General features: G+C 61.9%; 11 protein-coding genes. 5 read left to right on the top strand and 6 right to left on the bottom strand.

Annotation, left to right across the window (positions count from 1 at the left end; translation table 11 throughout):
- The first annotated feature begins 146 nt into the window (after positions 1 to 146).
- From C8N42_RS07925 to C8N42_RS07905, 5 genes are all read left to right on the top strand, one after another.
- Positions 147 to 3,302 (top strand): Ig-like domain-containing protein, encoded by a 3,156-nt coding sequence (locus tag C8N42_RS07925; RefSeq protein ID WP_107816032.1) that lies wholly within the window; start codon positions 147 to 149, stop codon positions 3,300 to 3,302.
- A gap of 63 nt (positions 3,303 to 3,365) precedes the next feature.
- Positions 3,366 to 4,724 (top strand): TolC family protein, encoded by a 1,359-nt coding sequence (locus C8N42_RS07920; RefSeq protein ID WP_107816031.1) that lies wholly within the window; start codon positions 3,366 to 3,368, stop codon positions 4,722 to 4,724.
- Positions 4,721 to 7,357: an ATP-binding cassette domain-containing protein gene (locus tag C8N42_RS07915; protein WP_425430519.1), complete on the top strand. Its 2,637-nt coding sequence runs from the start codon at positions 4,721 to 4,723 to the stop codon at positions 7,355 to 7,357. The genes C8N42_RS07920 and C8N42_RS07915 overlap by 4 nt, the downstream gene beginning before the upstream one ends.
- Positions 7,357 to 8,526, top strand: a complete 1,170-nt coding sequence (locus tag C8N42_RS07910; RefSeq protein WP_107816030.1) for an HlyD family type I secretion periplasmic adaptor subunit — start codon at positions 7,357 to 7,359, stop codon at positions 8,524 to 8,526. Before C8N42_RS07915 ends, C8N42_RS07910 begins: the two co-directional genes overlap by 1 nt.
- A 21-nt stretch (positions 8,527 to 8,547) precedes the next feature.
- Positions 8,548 to 9,153: an NUDIX hydrolase gene (locus C8N42_RS07905; protein WP_107816029.1), complete on the top strand. Its 606-nt coding sequence runs from the start codon at positions 8,548 to 8,550 to the stop codon at positions 9,151 to 9,153.
- Here C8N42_RS07905 and C8N42_RS07900 read toward each other — a convergent pair.
- The 6 genes from C8N42_RS07900 to C8N42_RS07875 all read right to left on the bottom strand — a co-directional run bounded on the left by C8N42_RS07900 (position 9,150) and on the right by C8N42_RS07875 (position 16,088).
- Positions 9,150 to 11,255 carry a 3'-5' exonuclease gene (locus tag C8N42_RS07900; protein ID WP_107816028.1) on the bottom strand — a complete coding sequence of 702 codons (2,106 nt, stop codon included), beginning with the start codon at positions 11,253 to 11,255 and terminating at the stop codon, positions 9,150 to 9,152. The two genes, C8N42_RS07905 and C8N42_RS07900, sit on opposite strands and share 4 nt — an antisense overlap.
- Positions 11,245 to 11,634, bottom strand: coding sequence for a response regulator transcription factor (locus tag C8N42_RS07895; RefSeq protein WP_107816027.1), 390 nt, complete (start codon positions 11,632 to 11,634; stop codon positions 11,245 to 11,247). Before C8N42_RS07895 ends, C8N42_RS07900 begins: the two co-directional genes overlap by 11 nt.
- A 17-nt stretch (positions 11,635 to 11,651) precedes the next feature.
- Positions 11,652 to 12,143 (bottom strand): hypothetical protein, encoded by a 492-nt coding sequence (locus C8N42_RS07890; protein WP_107816026.1) that lies wholly within the window; start codon positions 12,141 to 12,143, stop codon positions 11,652 to 11,654.
- A gap of 18 nt (positions 12,144 to 12,161) precedes the next feature.
- On the bottom strand, positions 12,162 to 13,979 hold the full coding sequence (locus tag C8N42_RS07885) for a DUF294 nucleotidyltransferase-like domain-containing protein (protein ID WP_107816025.1): 1,818 nt from the start codon (positions 13,977 to 13,979) through the stop codon (positions 12,162 to 12,164).
- 99 nt (positions 13,980 to 14,078) lie between these two features.
- Positions 14,079 to 15,818, bottom strand: a complete 1,740-nt coding sequence (locus C8N42_RS07880) for a sodium:solute symporter family protein (protein ID WP_107816024.1) — start codon at positions 15,816 to 15,818, stop codon at positions 14,079 to 14,081.
- A gap of 12 nt (positions 15,819 to 15,830) precedes the next feature.
- Positions 15,831 to 16,088, bottom strand: a complete 258-nt coding sequence (locus tag C8N42_RS07875) for a DUF4212 domain-containing protein (RefSeq protein ID WP_107816023.1) — start codon at positions 16,086 to 16,088, stop codon at positions 15,831 to 15,833.
- Positions 16,089 to 16,389 lie beyond the last annotated feature (301 nt).

Genomic DNA, 16,389 nt, shown 5'->3' with positions numbered 1-16,389 from the left:
TGGCAAAAACGCCAAAATGGTTAACGCCTGTGCATTTCTCCCCTAGCTTGCGAATCACCTTTCGAGTAATTCTGCGCGTCAGAAACAAAAAGCTGCGCCGGACGTTCCGGACGTGGATGTTCCTCGAGCAGAAGTGAATTGGTGAAATGTTGGGATTGCAATATTCCGTCCGCGACAGCGCGGGCCAGATCGGTACAGGTACACTCTCCTTGTCCGGCAGTAGCGAGGTTCTCGCGGTTCAGGATGTCAAGGATATCTCTCTGAATATGTCGAGTGCCGCAGTCAGCGGGTATACCCGCCAGGGCGGCAATCTTGTGGTCGAGCTTGTGGGCGGCAAGACGATTGTCCTTGAGGGCTTTTTCGAAGGCGAGCATGAGCTTTTGCTCTCGGAACGCGGGTTGATGACCCGGGTCGAGTTTGTGAGTGAAGGCGAGGGGCCGCTGGTCGCGGGCTATCAAGACATCGACCTGACCGGCAAATGGAGCGAATACGATCAACTTGCCTTCCTCGATCTCGAACGGGTCGAGCCGGTGGTGGCACCGATTGCTGCGGCGGGGTTCGGTTGGCTCGGGGCCGGTGCGGCTGCCGCTGGTGTGGCCGGGATTGCGGTCGCAGACGATTTGCTGAACGGTGAGAGCGGCGGCAACGGTGGCAATGGCGGCGGCGGAAATTCCGACACGACACCGCCAGAGGTGTCGATCCTGTCGGGTGTGGAAAGCTCTGCCGATTACGTGAACGGTGAGGTTTACGACAGCGGCAGTTTCGTGATTTCCGGTAAGGGCGAAGCGGGGGCCTCGGTCACCGTCGAGATCAATAACGCCTCTCAAACGGTCGTGGTTGGCGAGGACGGTACCTGGTCCACCACGTTCGAGAGCGACACCATCGAGACTGGGGAATACACCACCGGCGTGACCGTCACGGCGATTGACGAGGCGGGGAACACCACCACCGTCACCGATACGCTGATCGTGGACACAGAAGCCGAAGACCTGAGCTTTGACGCGGTGGAGACCGACGATGTGATCAACATCGCCGAGGCTTCCGACGATGTGGTCGTCTCCGGCCAGTCCGAGGCGGGCGCGAGTGTTGTGGTCGAGCTTGAGGGACAAACTGTCGAGACGGTGGTGGCGGAAGACGGCACCTGGTCCGTGACCTTCGACGGCAGCGCGCTACCCGCCGGCACTTATGACAGTACGGTCACCGCGACGGTGACCGATGCCTATGGCAATGCCGCGACCTATACCCATGCGATTTCCATCGACCTTGAGACCATGCTGACCGTGGACGCTGACAGCGCTGGCGGTGACGGCACGGTGAATCTGTCGGAAATGCAGTCGGGGGTGACCCTGACCGGCACGGGCGAGGCCGGCGCGTCGATCACGGTGACGGTCGAGGGTGTGACCCGCACGACCACCGTGACCGAAGACGGATCGTGGTCCGTCACCTACGAATCCGGCACTTTGCCGGAAGGCACTTACAACACCGAAGTGTCCGCGACCTCGACGGATTTGGCGGGCAACAGTACCACCGCGACGGGTATGTTCGAGATCGACACCGAAACCGGTGTCGCCATCGACGCGGGGCATTCGGGGGGTGACGAGACCGTGAACCTCTCGGAAAGCCAGCAGGCGATGAGCTTCACCGGCACCGCAGAAGCGGGCGCGACGGTTGTCGTGACACTGGCGGGCGTGTCGGTCACCACTGTGGCCGATGCCAATGGCACATGGACCGCAACCTATGCGGCGGGCACGTTGGCGGGTGGCGAATATGACACGACCCTGACGGCGGTCGCCACCGATGCGGCGGGCAACACCGCAACCAGCACCAGCACGGTGCATGTCGATACGGTCGCAGGCAATATCACGCTCACTACGCCGATCGAGGGCGACAACGTGATCAATGCCGCTGAGGCCTCCGATGGTGTCTGGATCACCGGCACAGCAACGGCGGGCGAGAGCGTGACCGTGACGTTGGCGGGCGTCTCCCATACCGTGCCCTCGACGGCGGCGGGCACCTATTCGGTGTTCTTCGCGGCCTCCGAGATCACGGCGGGCGAATACGACAGCACCGTCACCGCGACTCTCACCGACGCGGCGGGCAACAGCAAGACCGTGCAGGCGGCGGTGGAGATCGACACCTATGTATCGAACTTTGCCGAAACCGGCGTGCAGGGCGGCGCGGACGGTGTGATCAACGCGGCAGAAGCCAGCTCCGGCGTCGTGCTTGCCGGCACGGTCGAAGTGGGCTCCACCGTGGTGCTGTCCTTCAATGGTCAGAGCTATACAGCAAACGTCGATGCCTCCGGCAACTGGACCACGACGATCCCGGCCTCGGCCCTGCCGTCCGGCGAGGGCACGACCAGCGTGTCGATCACCGCAACAGATCCAGCGGGCAACACTTCGACCCTGACCGAGACCCTGACCTACGACACCTATGTGAATGCGCTGGAACTCTCGGCGGATGCGGGCGGCGATCTCTATCTCAACCTCGCGGAGGTCAATGACGGCGCGACGCTGACGGGCATCGTGGAGGTCGGTTCCACCGTCTATGTGACACTCGAAGGCATGACCCGCCAGGCGACGGTGGATGCCTCCGGCAACTGGACCGTGACCTTCGCACCGGATGAGATCGCCAAGGGCACATATGACACCGACGTTCTGGTCACCGCGACCGATGCGGCGGGCAATACGCTGTCCGAGACGACCACGATCACCGTCGACACCGAGATCGACAGTGCCGTTGTCGAAAGCGTGACGCGCGGGGTCGATGGCGTGCGGTCCATTTCCATTGCAGCAACGGATGACGACGTCTCGGTCCATGCGCTCGATGAGGGAGGATCGACCAGCGAGATCGGTCATACGGCTTACGATCTCGGCTCCGAGACGCTTCTCAATTTCGACGCCAAGGTCTCCAATGGCGATCAGATCGTCATCACCGCCGACGATGCGGCAGGAAACGCCTCTGATACGCTTCTGGTGCTCGACACCACAAACGAGCGGCCCGATGGTGCCTATTTCGAGGTGGATCTCGACAACTCCGGTCTCGACCGGTTCGACCTTGGCGCGATTGATCTGCAATTCGTCAATGGCGGTGAGGTGAGCCTGTCTTCGGCCGATCTCGACCGGCTTGTGGGCGAGGAGGGCACGCTGACCATTCACGGTGGCGAGGATGATCGTGTGGTTTTCGAGGAAACCGCGACACTCACCGGCAGCGTGACCGAGGATGGCAACACCTACGACATTTACACGCTGGGTGACGATCAGGTTCTGGTCGATCACGATATCGAAGTCGTTCTGCCCTGAGGCAGAGCGCAGCGGGCGGGGCACCCCGCCCGCACGGCAACGGAGGTGAGGAGTAACGAGGGCATGAGCGCGCGACCACAGTTCGGCATTGTGATCGGTGCCCTCATGGCGTCCGCAATGGGGCTTGGTGGCTGTGTCGCGGGCTCGACCTCGGGACGTGGTCTGTCGTCGGTCTCGCCGGTGGCGCTTTTCAAAACGGACCGGTTCGACACCGCTTCTGGCACAACCCCGACGCCGACCCACGCCCTCTCTGCCGCCAACGAGGGAGAGGGGTCTCCACTCATTTCCGATCTTCTGGCGCGACAATCCGTTTTGCCCGCAGGCTCCGCCTATGATCGGGTCGCCTCCGCCGTGCTCGCCACTTCATCCGGGGTGGCGCAGGCGGAGCTCAGGGCGTCGAAAATGCGCGCGGTGGCGCGAGAAAAGAACTGGCTGCCAACCATCGGGCCGGAAATTTCCCTGACATCTCTGGGCAAGCTTGCAGGCGGACTTCTGGTCGAGGCGGCGCTTTACGACAATGGCAAACGCAAGGCCGAACGTGCCTTTGCCGCCGCCGATGTCGAAGTTTCCGCCGTTGCCTTGTCACAGGATATGAACGACCGGGTTTACGACGGGCTGACGCTCTACATCACGATTTCCGAGGCGCGTGAAAAGGCGGACATGGCCGAGCGCGGTCTGGGGCGGATGCGCGAATTCAACCGGGTGGTGACCGAGCGGGTGAAAGGCGGCGCTTCCAGCCTGTCGGATCAGCGTGTCGTGCGCTCGATCATTTCCGAGATGGAACATGAGGCACGGACTCACCGTGAGGCCGAAACCAGTGCGCGCGAGGAGCTTGGGAGTTTCACCGGCGGGGCAAACCTTCCCGTGATGGAGCAGGTCATGGGGATTGCGCTCCCGGCGTCTTCGCTGATCCCGCTCGACGTGTTGCGTGCCGAGGCCGAAGCGAAACGAACCGTTGCCGAGGCACAGGCGGAGCGTGCGGCGATGTTGCCGACGTTGAGCGCCTCGACCCTGCTCGGGCAGTCGAACAGCTCGGGTCTGAGCTATGAAGGTGGCGGGCTCGGTCTGGGCACTGCCGCCGAGATAGAAGCCAGCCGGGCGCGCGAAGCGGCGGCGCAAGCCACGGTCACGCAGGCCAGAGAAACCGCCGCCCGCCGTGCTGCCCGGGCAGAGAGCAAGCTGACGGCGCTGCGTCGTCAGGAGCGCGATGCCGCTGATCTCGTACAGCAAACCCGCGCCAATTACCGGATTTTTCAGGATCAGTTCGAAGCCGGGCAGAAATCCGTCATGGATGTGCTGAACGTCTATGAACAAATGATCCGCGAGGAACTGAAACATATTGATCTCAAATACGAAATTGCGCTGACCGAGCTTGAGATCGCGCGCGACAAGGGCGCTTTGGCAGAGGGGCAGTCGATTTGAGCCGTACTCCGAAACTTGCCTTTACCCTAAGTTCCGCACGCCCCAAGGTGCCCGAGGACGTGTCGAACCACCCGAAAGCGCCTACGCCGCTGACGGTACATCTGGGGTCGCCGAAGGTGGAGGCCAGGCCTGCAAAACCCGCGCCGTCCGTCGATCCTGTTGAAGCCAGGAAACAGGCTGCCAAGGACGCGCTGCGGCGCAAAGCCGCCGATGCGGCACGCGAAGCCCGCGAGCGCGAAGAGGCACGCGCGCGGGAAATCGAGATCGAGCGTCAGGCACGCGAGACTTTGAATGCGCAGCGTTTGGAACGGGCGCGTCTGGCAGCGGATGCGACACGTAAACCGAAACGTGGGGCGGCCGAGGTCAAGGCCGCTGCGAAAGCGCGCCGGGAGGCTCTGATTTCCGAACCCGTACAGGTGTCGGTCGCGGAGATCACGCCCGAAGTGAAACCAGAGCCAGTTGCGCCTATAGCCATCGCGGAACCGTCCGCACCACCGATGCCGGAGGCGCAGAAGCTCCCGGCCCAGCCGGTATTTTCCCGCCGGATCATCCAACGGGCCGAGCTTGTCGTGGCCTTCGCAAGCCAGCTTGGACAGCGCGCGATGGTCTCCGACATCATCGAGAGTTTTGCCGATCAGACCGGCGGAGAGATTTCGCCGGAGGCCATGGTGCGCGCCTTGCAGGGCACCGGGTTGGCCGCAGAACTGGCGCGCCCGCGGGCACTGACGGTAAAGCTCTGGCCCGCGCTTGCCTATATGTCTTCGGGTCATGTGATTTTAGTACTGAAGCAAAAGGGCGCGGTGCTGACGATCCATGACAGCACCGCGCCGGATCAGCGCGCCGAGGTGCCGCTCGCCGAGTTCGCGCCGTTCTTTTCCGGTACGCTGGTGCGCGCCGGGAAAACATTGGAGACAATTTCTGCACAATATGTGCCGGATATGTCGAAAAAACACTGGTTCTGGGGGCAGTTCGGCGCGTTCAAACGTCAGATCGGCGAGATTGCTCTTGGTTCTCTCGTGGCCAATATGCTGGCGGTGGCTGTCGCGATGTTCTCGCTTCAGGTCTATGACCGGGTGATCCCGCACCAGTCGCAGGCGACGCTTTGGGTGTTGGCGCTCGGTGCGGCCATGGCGATCGCACTGGAAGCGGTGTTGAAACTCGCGCGTTCGCGCCTGATGGACGGGGCCGGACGGCAGATCGAGATGCGGGTGCAATCAATGCTGATGGGGCGGCTGTTGGGTATGCGCTCGGACGCGCGCCCGACGACGCCCTCTGGCCTGTTCTCCGCGATGCGGGAATTCAGTTCGGTGCGCGAGTTTTTTACCGCTTCGACCATTGGATCGGTGGCGGATATCCCGTTCATCTTCCTGTTCTTCGTGCTTGTCGCCTCAATCGCCGGGCCGGTTGTGTTCATCCTGCTTTTGGGCGCGGTGATCATGGTGATTCCGGGTTATTTCATGCAAAAGCGCATGATGCGCCTGACGCAGGAGACACAGGGCGCCTCGGCCAGAGCTTCGCGGCTTTTGCATGAGGCTGTGTTCGAGCTCGACACGATCAAGACCCAGCGCGGCGAAGAGCGCGTCCGCCGGATCTGGGATGAGTTGAACCTCTTGTCGACGGCGAAATCCTCCGAACAGCGCAAGCTTTCCGGTCTTTTGACCTTCTGGTCGCAGGGGGTACAGCAGTTCACCTATGTGTCCGCCGTGGTGGCGGGAACTTATCTCGTGTTCGCGGGCGAGTTCACTGTCGGGACGATCATCGCGACGGGCATTCTGACCTCCCGGACGCTGGTGCCCTTGACGCAATTGTCGGGCACGATGGCGCGCTGGACTAATGTGAAGACGGCGCTTGAGGGGCTAGATGCCATCGCAACCGCGCCGCAGGACGCGGGCGAAGATCGTAATTTCCTACGGCGTCCCGAAATCAGGGGCGATTTCGCGCTGCGCGAGGTGCAGTTTCGCTACGATGCTGAAGGTGCGCCGACGCTGGATTTGCCTGCTGTCGATGTTAGGATAGGGCAGAAAATTGCCGTTCTGGGGGCAAATGGGTCGGGGAAAAGCACGTTTTTGAAACTTTTGGCAGGGCTTTATGCACCGTCGCAGGGGCGCATTCTCCTCGATGCGGCGGAGATGAGCCAGATCGACCCGCGCGACATTCGCCGAAGCGTGGGCTATCTCGGTCAGGACGTGCGGCTCTTTGCTGGGACGCTGCGCGACAATCTCAATCTCGGCGGGTTGGAGCGCGATGACGACCGGCTTCTCGCGGCGCTGGATTTCGCGGGGCTCGGGACCTTCGTGCGCGGGCACCACCGGGGCCTCGATCTTGAAATTCGAGACGGCGGCGAGGGGCTTTCCGTCGGTCAGCGCCAGTCCATCGGCTGGGCGCGGCTGTGGTTGCAGGACCCTTCGGTGTGCCTTCTCGATGAACCCACCGCCGCGCTCGATCAGGCGCTTGAAACTGCGCTGGTCGGGCGGTTGCAGGGCTGGCTTGCCGGGCGCACGGCGGTGGTCGCCACCCACCGCATGCCCATCGTAGGCCTCGCGGATCGCTGCATGGTGTTCCATCAGGGACGCCTCAAGGTCGATGGGCCGCGCGAACAGGTCATGGCGCATCTGACACAGAAGGGCGGCTGATGGTTTTGCTCGACGATATGCTGGCGCGCGACATGGATCGTCCCGGATGGGTGATCAAGATATCTGCGCTCGTGGTGCTTCTGTTTCTGCTTTGGTCCGCGATCGCGCGTGTGGACGAGATCGTGCGCGCCGATGGGCAGATGATTTCCTCGTCCCGACCGCAGATCGTGCAGAACCTCGAAGGGGGCATCCTGTCGGAGCTTCTGGTTCATGAGGGGCAGGAGGTCGAGCAGGGGCAGGTCCTTGCCCGGTTGCAGGGCACGGAATTTCGCACTTCCGCCGACGATCTTCAGGAAAAACTCGATGCGTTCGAGGTACGGCGGCTGCGGCTTGAGGCGGAGATGGCTGGCGAAGACAGTTTTGAGGTGCCCGAAGACCTCGCCGCCCGCGCCCCTAATGTTCTGGCCTCCGAGAAGGCGCTTTTGTCAGCCCGCGTGGACGATTATCTGGCGCGCAAGGATGGTGCGATGGCGGTTCTGAAACAGGCCGAAGCCGAGCGCTCGATGATGGAGGACATGCTCCAGAAGAACGTCGTGGCACTGATCGAGGTGACGCGGGCGCGCAAGGCGCATTCCGACGCGCAACTCAAATACAACGAGATCGTGACGCAGGCGGAACTGGAGCGGGCGGAGGACTATTCCGACACGCTCAAGGAGCTTGCCTCGGTGAGGCAGGCGCTGACCTTGGCGCAGGATCAGTTGGGACGTACGGTGATCACCGCACCGATGCGAGGCATTGTCAACAATCTGACTGTGACGACCATCGGGGGCGTGATCCGTCCGGGCGAGGAGTTGGTGCAGATCATTCCGGTCGATGAGGAACTGTTCATCGAGGCACAGGTGCGCCCCGAGGACATCGCCCATGTCGAGCCGGGGCAGGAGGCGACGATCAAGCTTTCGGCTTACGATTACACGATTTACGGCTCGCTGAAGGGCAAGGTGCAGGTGGTTTCCGCCGACACGTTCAAGGACGAACGCGACCCGGATGCCCAGTCCTATTACAGGGTGACGGCTACGGTCGATCTCGGCAGCCTGACCGAGCGCCAGCAAAAGATCGAGATCCGTCCGGGGATGCGGGCGCAGGTGGAGTTGCACACCGGTTCGAAAACCTTCCTGCAATATCTCTTGAAACCGCTTTATAAGTCGCGAGAGGCCTTCCGCGAGCCTTGATTGGCGTCTAGGATCGCCGCCATGAGCACCGATCTTCCGATAAGAGACGCCGCGACCGTCATCCTGTTGCGCGAGGGAACTGATGGTCCGCGTGTCCTCATGGGACAGCGTGGGCGTAGCGCGGTGTTCATGCCGGGGAAATTCGTCTTTCCCGGCGGTGCGGTGGATGTGGCGGATTATGAGACGCCTTTGCCCGGCGCGCTCGACCCGGTGACGCAAAGACGGTTGGCGGCGGAGTGTGCGCCCGGCCTCGTCCCGGCGCTTGCCAATGCCGCGCTGCGGGAGCTGCGGGAGGAAACCGGGCTGGTGCTGCCGTCTGTTGCGGAGTTGCAGTTCGTGTTTCGCGCCATCACCCCGCCGGGTCGTCCGCGCCGTTTCGATGCGCGGTTTTTTCTGGTGAATGCGGCGCATCTCTCTTGCGATGCCGATGATTTTTCCGGTGCCGAGGATGAGCTGTCGCATCTGCAATGGGTGACATTGCATGGCGCGCGCGGCTTTGACCTGCCTTTTGTAACCCGTGTGGTCCTGGCCGAAATCGAGGCGGCTTTCGGGCGTGCCCTGCCGCCGGATCATGTGCCGTTTTACGATCATCGCGGCAGGGTCGGGCAGATCAGGGCACTGTTTTAAGTCCCGGACGTCTCATTCGCGTCCTGCAACAGGCGTTTGTGTTTGCGCATTTCGGTGAGCGCATCGCCGAACGTGCGGATGCCCTTTTCCTCCGCCATGCGCAGCAGTTTGATGAACACTTCCGCCGTAGCGATCGTGTCGCCCATCGCCGTGTGCCGCGCTTCGGGCGGGATTTTCACACCGAGCCGGGCAGAAATCGCATCAAGCGTGTGCTCTTCGGACTGGCCGAAGACGATGGCGGACAAAAGCACGGTGTCCAGCACGGGATTGGTGAATTTCGCGCCGATCCCGGCCTCGTGACGGCGGAAGAATTCGAGATCGAACGGCGCGTTATGGGCAACCAGAACCGCGCCCCGGGCGAAACTGTGCAATTGCCGACCGGCCACGTCGATTTTCGGCGCGTCCTGTACCATCTCATTGGTGATGTGATGGACGGCTGTGGCCGAAGCGGGAATGTTGCGTCCGGGGTTCACAAGCTGGTCGAGCCGCTCGGTTTTTACTACTTTGCCGTTGACCACGCGCAGGGCGGCGATCTGACAAATCTCGTCCCCTTGCGAAGGGAGAAGTCCGGTGGTTTCCGTATCGAAAACCACATAGGACAGATCGGCGAGCGGGCTTTCCATCAACTCTTTCGGCGGCGTGCGGCTCAGGAGATCAAAATCGTAGGTGGCCGTGCGACGACCGTCACCGAAGCTGCGGCGTAGGCGGTGGGCCTCGCGGATCGGGAGTTTGAGAACCGCACGCGAGCCACGCCCGAATTCAGGCCAGACCTCGGTGCCGTGCGCGTCGAGAATATCGCGCCCGGTCATATCGGCGAGACCAACATCGAGCGGTTCGGCGAGCCAGCTTTCCAACAGATCGACCGAAAGCGGATCGCCGCTCCAGCCAAGCGCCAGCATCGCACCGCCGCCCTCGTCTCGGCTGACGAGAAAGGAAAAGGCGCGGCCTCCCTCTTGTGACAATCGCCGGGCCACATGGCCGAGCAGAGTGACAATCTGTACCGCATCGAGCGTGAGGGCCAGCGGATCGGGCGCATCGGCGGCGAGTGTCATATCGTCCTCGGAGAGTTGTGCGGAGAGCGCATCGCACAGCTCGCTGGCGCGCACCTGCGCCATGGGCCACCAGTCGGATTTATGCGCCTCATATTCGGCGTCGAGCGTGGCGACCTCGCCGGTCAGATGCTCGATCTCGTCGATGAGGGCGGCATCGAGGCGGGGATCGTTTTGCGGGCCACTTTCCGCACGAGCGGCGAGCGCGGTACGCAGAGCGGTGAGGGAAGGTCGAAGACGGGCAAAAAGCTTTGAGAGGAGTTTTTCGCGCTCGGTATGAAGCGCCAGATCGGTCGTCACGTCATCGAGGCTGAGCACGTAGGGTGGGCTGATATCACCCTCGTCGGGGGCATGCATGAGGCGCATGCGGGCGGAAAGCACTTCCGCGCCATGTACCGTCGCCACGGTGAGGGGCAGGACATGACCGTCGCCGCCTTCTCCGGCGCAGAGCCTAGAATAGGCCGAAAGGATCGGACGCGCCCGGAGAAAATCGAAGATCGAATGGTCGAGACCCGGCGCATGATCGGCGGACAAAAGCTCCGCCGCCGCACCGTTATAGAAGGCGATCTTGTGCAACCCGGACAGGAGCACCACCCCGTGCGGCATTTCGGCAGACAGCGCGGTGAGTTTCTCCTTTTCCTCGACGAGGCGGGTGGTTTCCTGTGCCACCGTCTCGGCGAGCTTATTGCGCGTGGCGGCAAGGTTTGCCGTCACAGCCTGCGCTGCAGGTGCCAGATCACCGAGATAGCGCGCGGTTTTCGCATCAATCGCTTCTTCGACATCGGCATGGGCACGGGCCAGAAGGCCGCCCGCCAGCCGTTGGATCGGGCGGGCGACATGTTCGTCGAACAGGAACCAGACCCAAGCTACGGCGGCGAGTGTGGCAAATCCCGCGATGACGCCCGCGAAGACGAATCCATCCGGGGCGGTGGGCTTTTCCATCCGGGCAAAGCCGAGGTAAAGTCCGATGGTCTCGCCGGAGATCGCGACCACGGCGAGGAAGGCGAAGAACAGGAAAACGCGCAGGCGCAGGGACCAGTGTTCAATCTTCATGGCGGGCTCCCTCGATCAGTCGCGTCACGGCGCTGCGCAGATCGTTGGGCGCGAAGGGTTTGCTCAGAAAGGCGTTGGCACCCATGGCAAGGCCCTTGCGCTTTTCCGGCTCGGAACAGCGCGCCGACATCATCAGCACGGGGACCTCCGAGAGTGCGGGGTCGAGGCGCATCTGCTGGCAGATTTCGTAGCCGGACCTGCCGGGGAGCGTTACGTCGAGGATCACGAGGTCGGGTGTTTGTGCGCGGATATTCGGCAGGGCCTGATCGCCATCGGCGATGCGCAGAATGTCATGTCCGAGGCGAGACAGGAGGACCTCGACGGCAATCGCGATGTTGTCCTCGTCCTCGACAAGCAGAATGCGGGATGGCTCGGCCATGGTGCTTTCCCTCCGTTCTATCTCAGCCGGTCGCAGGCGGTACGCAGGATCGGGTCGTCTTGGTCCATGCTGAACCATTCGGCTTCCGAGAGATCGCCAGTCGCATCGGTGCGACGCGACATCAGGCAGTCGAAGGTGACAGGCACGATGGCGCTGTCGCCACGCCGGGACAGAAGATACATATCGGTACTCACCGTGGCTTCGTCGATCGTCGTCCTGGCCTTGTCGAGGGCGATGAATTGTGTCGTGACCGCTGCGAAATAGGTCCAGGGCCGCCAGAGCTGTTGCTTTTCGACCGTAGTGGCGACGATCTTGTCGGGACCTAGGGTGTCCTGCGCGCGGGTGAACCACGAGTAATCCGACCAGATGGTGAAGGTGAGCATGGCGAGACCGGCGGCAGCGGGAACCAGCCACTTCGGCAAGCTGCCACGGGTCAGTTTGCGCAGGGCAACCATGAGACCGGCGGCACCGACTCCGGCGGAGATTGTAGCGATGAATTCCAAAAGCATGGGGATTGATCCCTTCTGTTATGAACGCGCCGAGGAGGAGCCGAGTGAGGATTGCATGGTGCGAACGATGACGAAGGCATCGCGCAGGTGAGAGCGCTCAAAGGCGGGAAGGGCCGAGGGGCTCAGGAAATTGTCGGGCTTCTGGCCGTCGCGCACCTGCGCGGCCTGATGTTCGAGCCGGGCGGTGGCGATGGTGTCGTAAGCGGCCAAGAGATCCTTGCCGCCGGTTTCCGAGATGATCCCGGCCTCGATCGCGCCCACGATACGCGCGCGCGTGTTGGCGACGGGCAGTTTGCCTTGAAGCGCATAGACCCGCCCCAGATCGACGATGGGTACGACGCCGTTCGCCTTCATATCGAGTGCGTTGCGGTGCTCGCCGGATTTGATCGTGGCGAAACCGCGCAAGAGGCCAAGTGGCGGCGTGTGCTTGAGCGAGTTCGAGATCATGTGGGCCACGAAGATGGAATTTTTTGACGCGGCCTCCAACGCGGTTTTTTGCAGCGGTGCAAACAGGCGTTCATCGCCGCCGATGGGACGCAGGTCATACATGACGGAGGCGAGCATCTGTGCCTCGTTGTCGGGGGCCGCGATCCATTTGTTGAAATAGCGCTCCCAGACCGCAAGACGTTGGCACCAGCGCTCGGTCATCGCCATCATCTCGCCGGGGCAATAGACATAGCCGCAGGCATCCAAGCCGTCGCAGACGAACCGTGCGAGTTTGCGGAAGTACTCCATGTCGGCGTCGGTCGCGGAATTATCGACGATCAGGCAATTGTCCTGATCGGACACGCCGGTCTGTTCGCGTCGGCCTTGGCTGCCACAGGCTGCCCAGAGGTACGGCACGGGGGCGGGGCCGAATTCTTCTTCGGCCATTTTGAGAAGCCGCCGCGTGACGATGTCGGCAATATCGGTCACCTTGCGGGTGACGATGTCATGGGCGAGATGCGCACCGACGAGTTGCATCAAGAACTCGGGCAAACGCGCGGTGACGGCGGCCATCTCGGTAATGGTTTTGGCGTTGCTCAGGTCGAAGACCATTTGCGTCTGCGAGGAGCCGAAAAAGCGCGTGATGTCGGTCTGGGTCACCATGCCGACGAATTTACCGCCTTCCACGATTGGCAGATGCCCGATGCGGTTTTCCAGCATGACGTGAATGACATCGGTGCCCAAAGCGCCGGGATCGAGGGTGATCGGATCGCGCGCCATGATCGTGGAGACCGGCAGGGAGGTGTCGCGGTTTTCGGCCAGCACCTTGTTCGTCATGTCGCGTACGGTCACGAGGCCGAGAAGACGATCCCCCTCGGTCACCGCGACAGAGGACACTTTTTCGTCACGCATCAGACGGGCGCAGTCGGTAATCGGTGTGTGTTCCGAACAGGTCACTGGCGCGTGCGCCATGAGATCGGAAATGTGCTGGGTCATCAGCCCGGAAGCGGCTTTGGGTCTTGCCTGACCGCGGTTGAAATAGCGGGCGAAGGCGGCGTTGGCCGCGACTTCCTTTTTGAATGCAACGGGGGTGAGCAGCAAAACCGTACAGTCGGATGCGGCGGTTGCCGTGGTGGCGGCTATGCCGTCGCGGAGCAAACCACGCTCGCCGAAATGGTTGGACTTCTGCAATAGCGAAACCTGCCCGCCATTCACATCGGTGATCTCGACCGATCCCTCCTTGATGAGATAGAGCCCCTCTAGCAGGTCGCCATGGGCATAGATCACATCCCCTTCCCGAAAGGCCTTGCGCGAAAAGGACGTGGATAAATCCTCAAGTTCTGCTTGCGGCAGCACGTCGTAGGGGTGGGTGATCTGGAGAAAGCCGATGATCTTGTCTGCGGTCTGCATCCCGGGCTCCGGAAAAGCTTTGAAAAAGGGCGCGAAAGCTCACTGCTCCCGCGCCCCGAGTATGGTGTGGGGCGGGCCCGCAGGCCAGCCCGAACCGTCTTAGTGATCGACGGCGGCACCGGCACCGCGCGGGATGCGGATGCTTTCCACCAGTTCCTGGATTTCCACCGGCGGCTCATCCGTAGCGTTGGACACCACGTAGGCGACCGCAAAGTTCACCAGCGCACCGATGGAGCCGAAGGAGGTCGATTTGATCGACAGCAGCAGCGGATCGGCATCGGTGAAGGAGTTGGTGCCTGCGATGAAGAACCAGCCCTTGTGCAGGAAGATGTAGACGATCGTCACCACCAAGCCGGAGACCATGCCCGCGACCGCACCCTTGTTGTTGATGCGCTTCGAGAAGATGCCCATCATCAGCGCCGGGAAAATTGAGGCGGCGGCAAGACCGAAGGCCAGAGCCACGGTTTGCGCGGCAAAGCCCGGAGGGTTCAGGCCCAGATAGGTCGCAACAACGATGGCTACGGCCATGGCGATGCGTGCGGCTGTCAGTTCGCCTTTTTCCGAGATCGACGGGTTGATTTGCGACTTGATGAGGTCATGCGACACGGCGGACGCAATCGCCATCAAGAGACCCGCAGCGGTCGAGAGTGCGGCGGCCAGACCACCAGCGGCGACCAGAGCGATCACCCAACCCGGCAGGTTTGCGATCTCCGGGTTCGCCAGCGTGATGATGTCCCGGTTCACCGTCAGCTCGTTCTCGGCGGAGGCGTTGTACTCAATCATGCCGTCGCCGTTCTTGTCGTCGAATGCCAGAAGCCCCGTCGTTTCCCAGTTGCGTACCCAGTCGAGGGCTTCATCGTTCTGGATCGCGTCCAGAGTGACCGCCTCGGCCTTGGTGCCGTTCGGGTAGAACGTGTCGATCAGGTTCACACGCGCCATGGCCGCAACAGCCGGAGCCGTCAGGTACAGAAGCGCAATGAAGACCAGAGCCCAGCCTGCGGAAGAGCGCGCATCGGACACTTTGGGAACGGTGAAGAAGCGCACGATCACATGCGGCAGGCCCGCGGTACCGATCATCAGGGACACGGTGAACAGGAACATGTTCAGGGTCGTGTCGCTTTGCTTGGTGTACTCGGAGAAACCGAGGTCTTGCAGCAGGCCGTTCAGCGTGGCGAGGATCGGTTCGCCGGTGCCGACATGGTCGGAGAACAGGCCGAGCGGCGGGATCGGATTGCCGGTCAGTTGCAGCGAGATGAAGATCGCCGGGATGGTGTAGGCGATGATCAGAACGACGTACTGGGCGACCTGGGTGTAGGTGATGCCCTTCATGCCGCCGATGACGGCGTAGAAGAACACGATAGCGGCACCGATCAGCAGACCAGTGGTCTTGTCCACTTCGAGGAAGCGGGAGAAGGCCACGCCCACGCCGGTCATCTGGCCGATCACGTAGGTGATGGAGGCGACGATGAGACAGATCACGGCAACGGTGCGCGCGGTCTGGCTGTAGAAACGATCGCCGATGAATTCGGGCACGGTAAACTTGCCGAACTTGCGCAGGTAGGGCGCGAGCAGCATCGCCAGAAGCACATAGCCCCCGGTCCAGCCCATCAGGTAGGCGGAAGTGTCGTAGCCGCCGAAGGAAATGATCCCCGCCATGGAGATGAAGGAGGCGGCAGACATCCAGTCCGCGCCGGTCGCCATGCCGTTCAGAACCGGGTGAACGCCCCGACCGGCGGCATAGAACTCAGATGTGGAGCCCGCGCGGGCCCAGATCGCGATCCCGATGTAGAGCGCGAAGGTCGCGCCCACAACGATGAGATTGAGGGTAAACTGATCCATGATATCTGCTCCTTACTCGTCGACGCCGTGTTCTTTGTCGAGTTTGTTCATCCGCGCCGCGTAGGCAAAGATGAGCACGAGGAAGACAAGGATCGAGCCTTGCTGGGCGAACCAGAAACCGAGATCCGTGCCGCCGATTTTGATGCCCGCAAGCATCGGGCGCAGCAGAATGCCGAAGCCGAAAGAACAGATGAACCAAATCACCAGAGAAATGCCGATGATCCGCTTGTTTGCCGACCAATAGGCGTTGTTGTCCGAATTTTCCGCCATAAGTGCGGTCCTCCCTTTTGTCCCCGATCCGTGTCCCCCACCTTTGGTGCAGGTACATGAATCTTCTGAAGTGACGGCCCCGCCTCCTCGCGGATACCGTTCTTTTCTCCATGTCGGCCCTGAGGCCTTTGGATGTATCACCCCTCATTTCGTGGGGGTGATACTTTAGCCTACCATATCTGTGAAAAATTCACGCAGATTTTTGGTACAGCGAATTCTGTATCAACTCGTCGACGACTTGTGGTTCGGCGAGGGTTGAGATGTCGCCGAGGGAGCCTGTGTCGTTTTCGGCGATTTTGCG

Origin of the sequence: Celeribacter persicus (genome assembly GCF_003050785.1) — a bacterium.
GTDB classification, from domain to species: Bacteria; Pseudomonadota; Alphaproteobacteria; order Rhodobacterales; family Rhodobacteraceae; genus Celeribacter; species Celeribacter persicus.
This window is presented reverse-complemented; position numbering and strand designations above follow the sequence as displayed.

What these genes read in the sequence shown, in the direction of transcription:
- C8N42_RS07925 (WP_107816032.1), top strand. Translation starts at nt 147, where the DNA reads ATGTTGGGATTGCAATATTCCGTCCGCGACAGCGCGGGCCAGATCGGT.
- C8N42_RS07920 (WP_107816031.1), top strand. Translation starts at nt 3,366, where the DNA reads ATGAGCGCGCGACCACAGTTCGGCATTGTGATCGGTGCCCTCATGGCG.
- C8N42_RS07910 (WP_107816030.1), top strand. Translation starts at nt 7,357, where the DNA reads ATGGTTTTGCTCGACGATATGCTGGCGCGCGACATGGATCGTCCCGGA.
- C8N42_RS07905 (WP_107816029.1), top strand. Translation starts at nt 8,548, where the DNA reads ATGAGCACCGATCTTCCGATAAGAGACGCCGCGACCGTCATCCTGTTG.
- C8N42_RS07900 (WP_107816028.1), bottom strand. Translation starts at nt 11,255, where the DNA reads ATGAAGATTGAACACTGGTCCCTGCGCCTGCGCGTTTTCCTGTTCTTC.
- C8N42_RS07895 (WP_107816027.1), bottom strand. Translation starts at nt 11,634, where the DNA reads ATGGCCGAGCCATCCCGCATTCTGCTTGTCGAGGACGAGGACAACATC.
- C8N42_RS07890 (WP_107816026.1), bottom strand. Translation starts at nt 12,143, where the DNA reads ATGCTTTTGGAATTCATCGCTACAATCTCCGCCGGAGTCGGTGCCGCC.
- C8N42_RS07885 (WP_107816025.1), bottom strand. Translation starts at nt 13,979, where the DNA reads ATGCAGACCGCAGACAAGATCATCGGCTTTCTCCAGATCACCCACCCC.
- C8N42_RS07880 (WP_107816024.1), bottom strand. Translation starts at nt 15,818, where the DNA reads ATGGATCAGTTTACCCTCAATCTCATCGTTGTGGGCGCGACCTTCGCG.
- C8N42_RS07875 (WP_107816023.1), bottom strand. Translation starts at nt 16,088, where the DNA reads ATGGCGGAAAATTCGGACAACAACGCCTATTGGTCGGCAAACAAGCGG.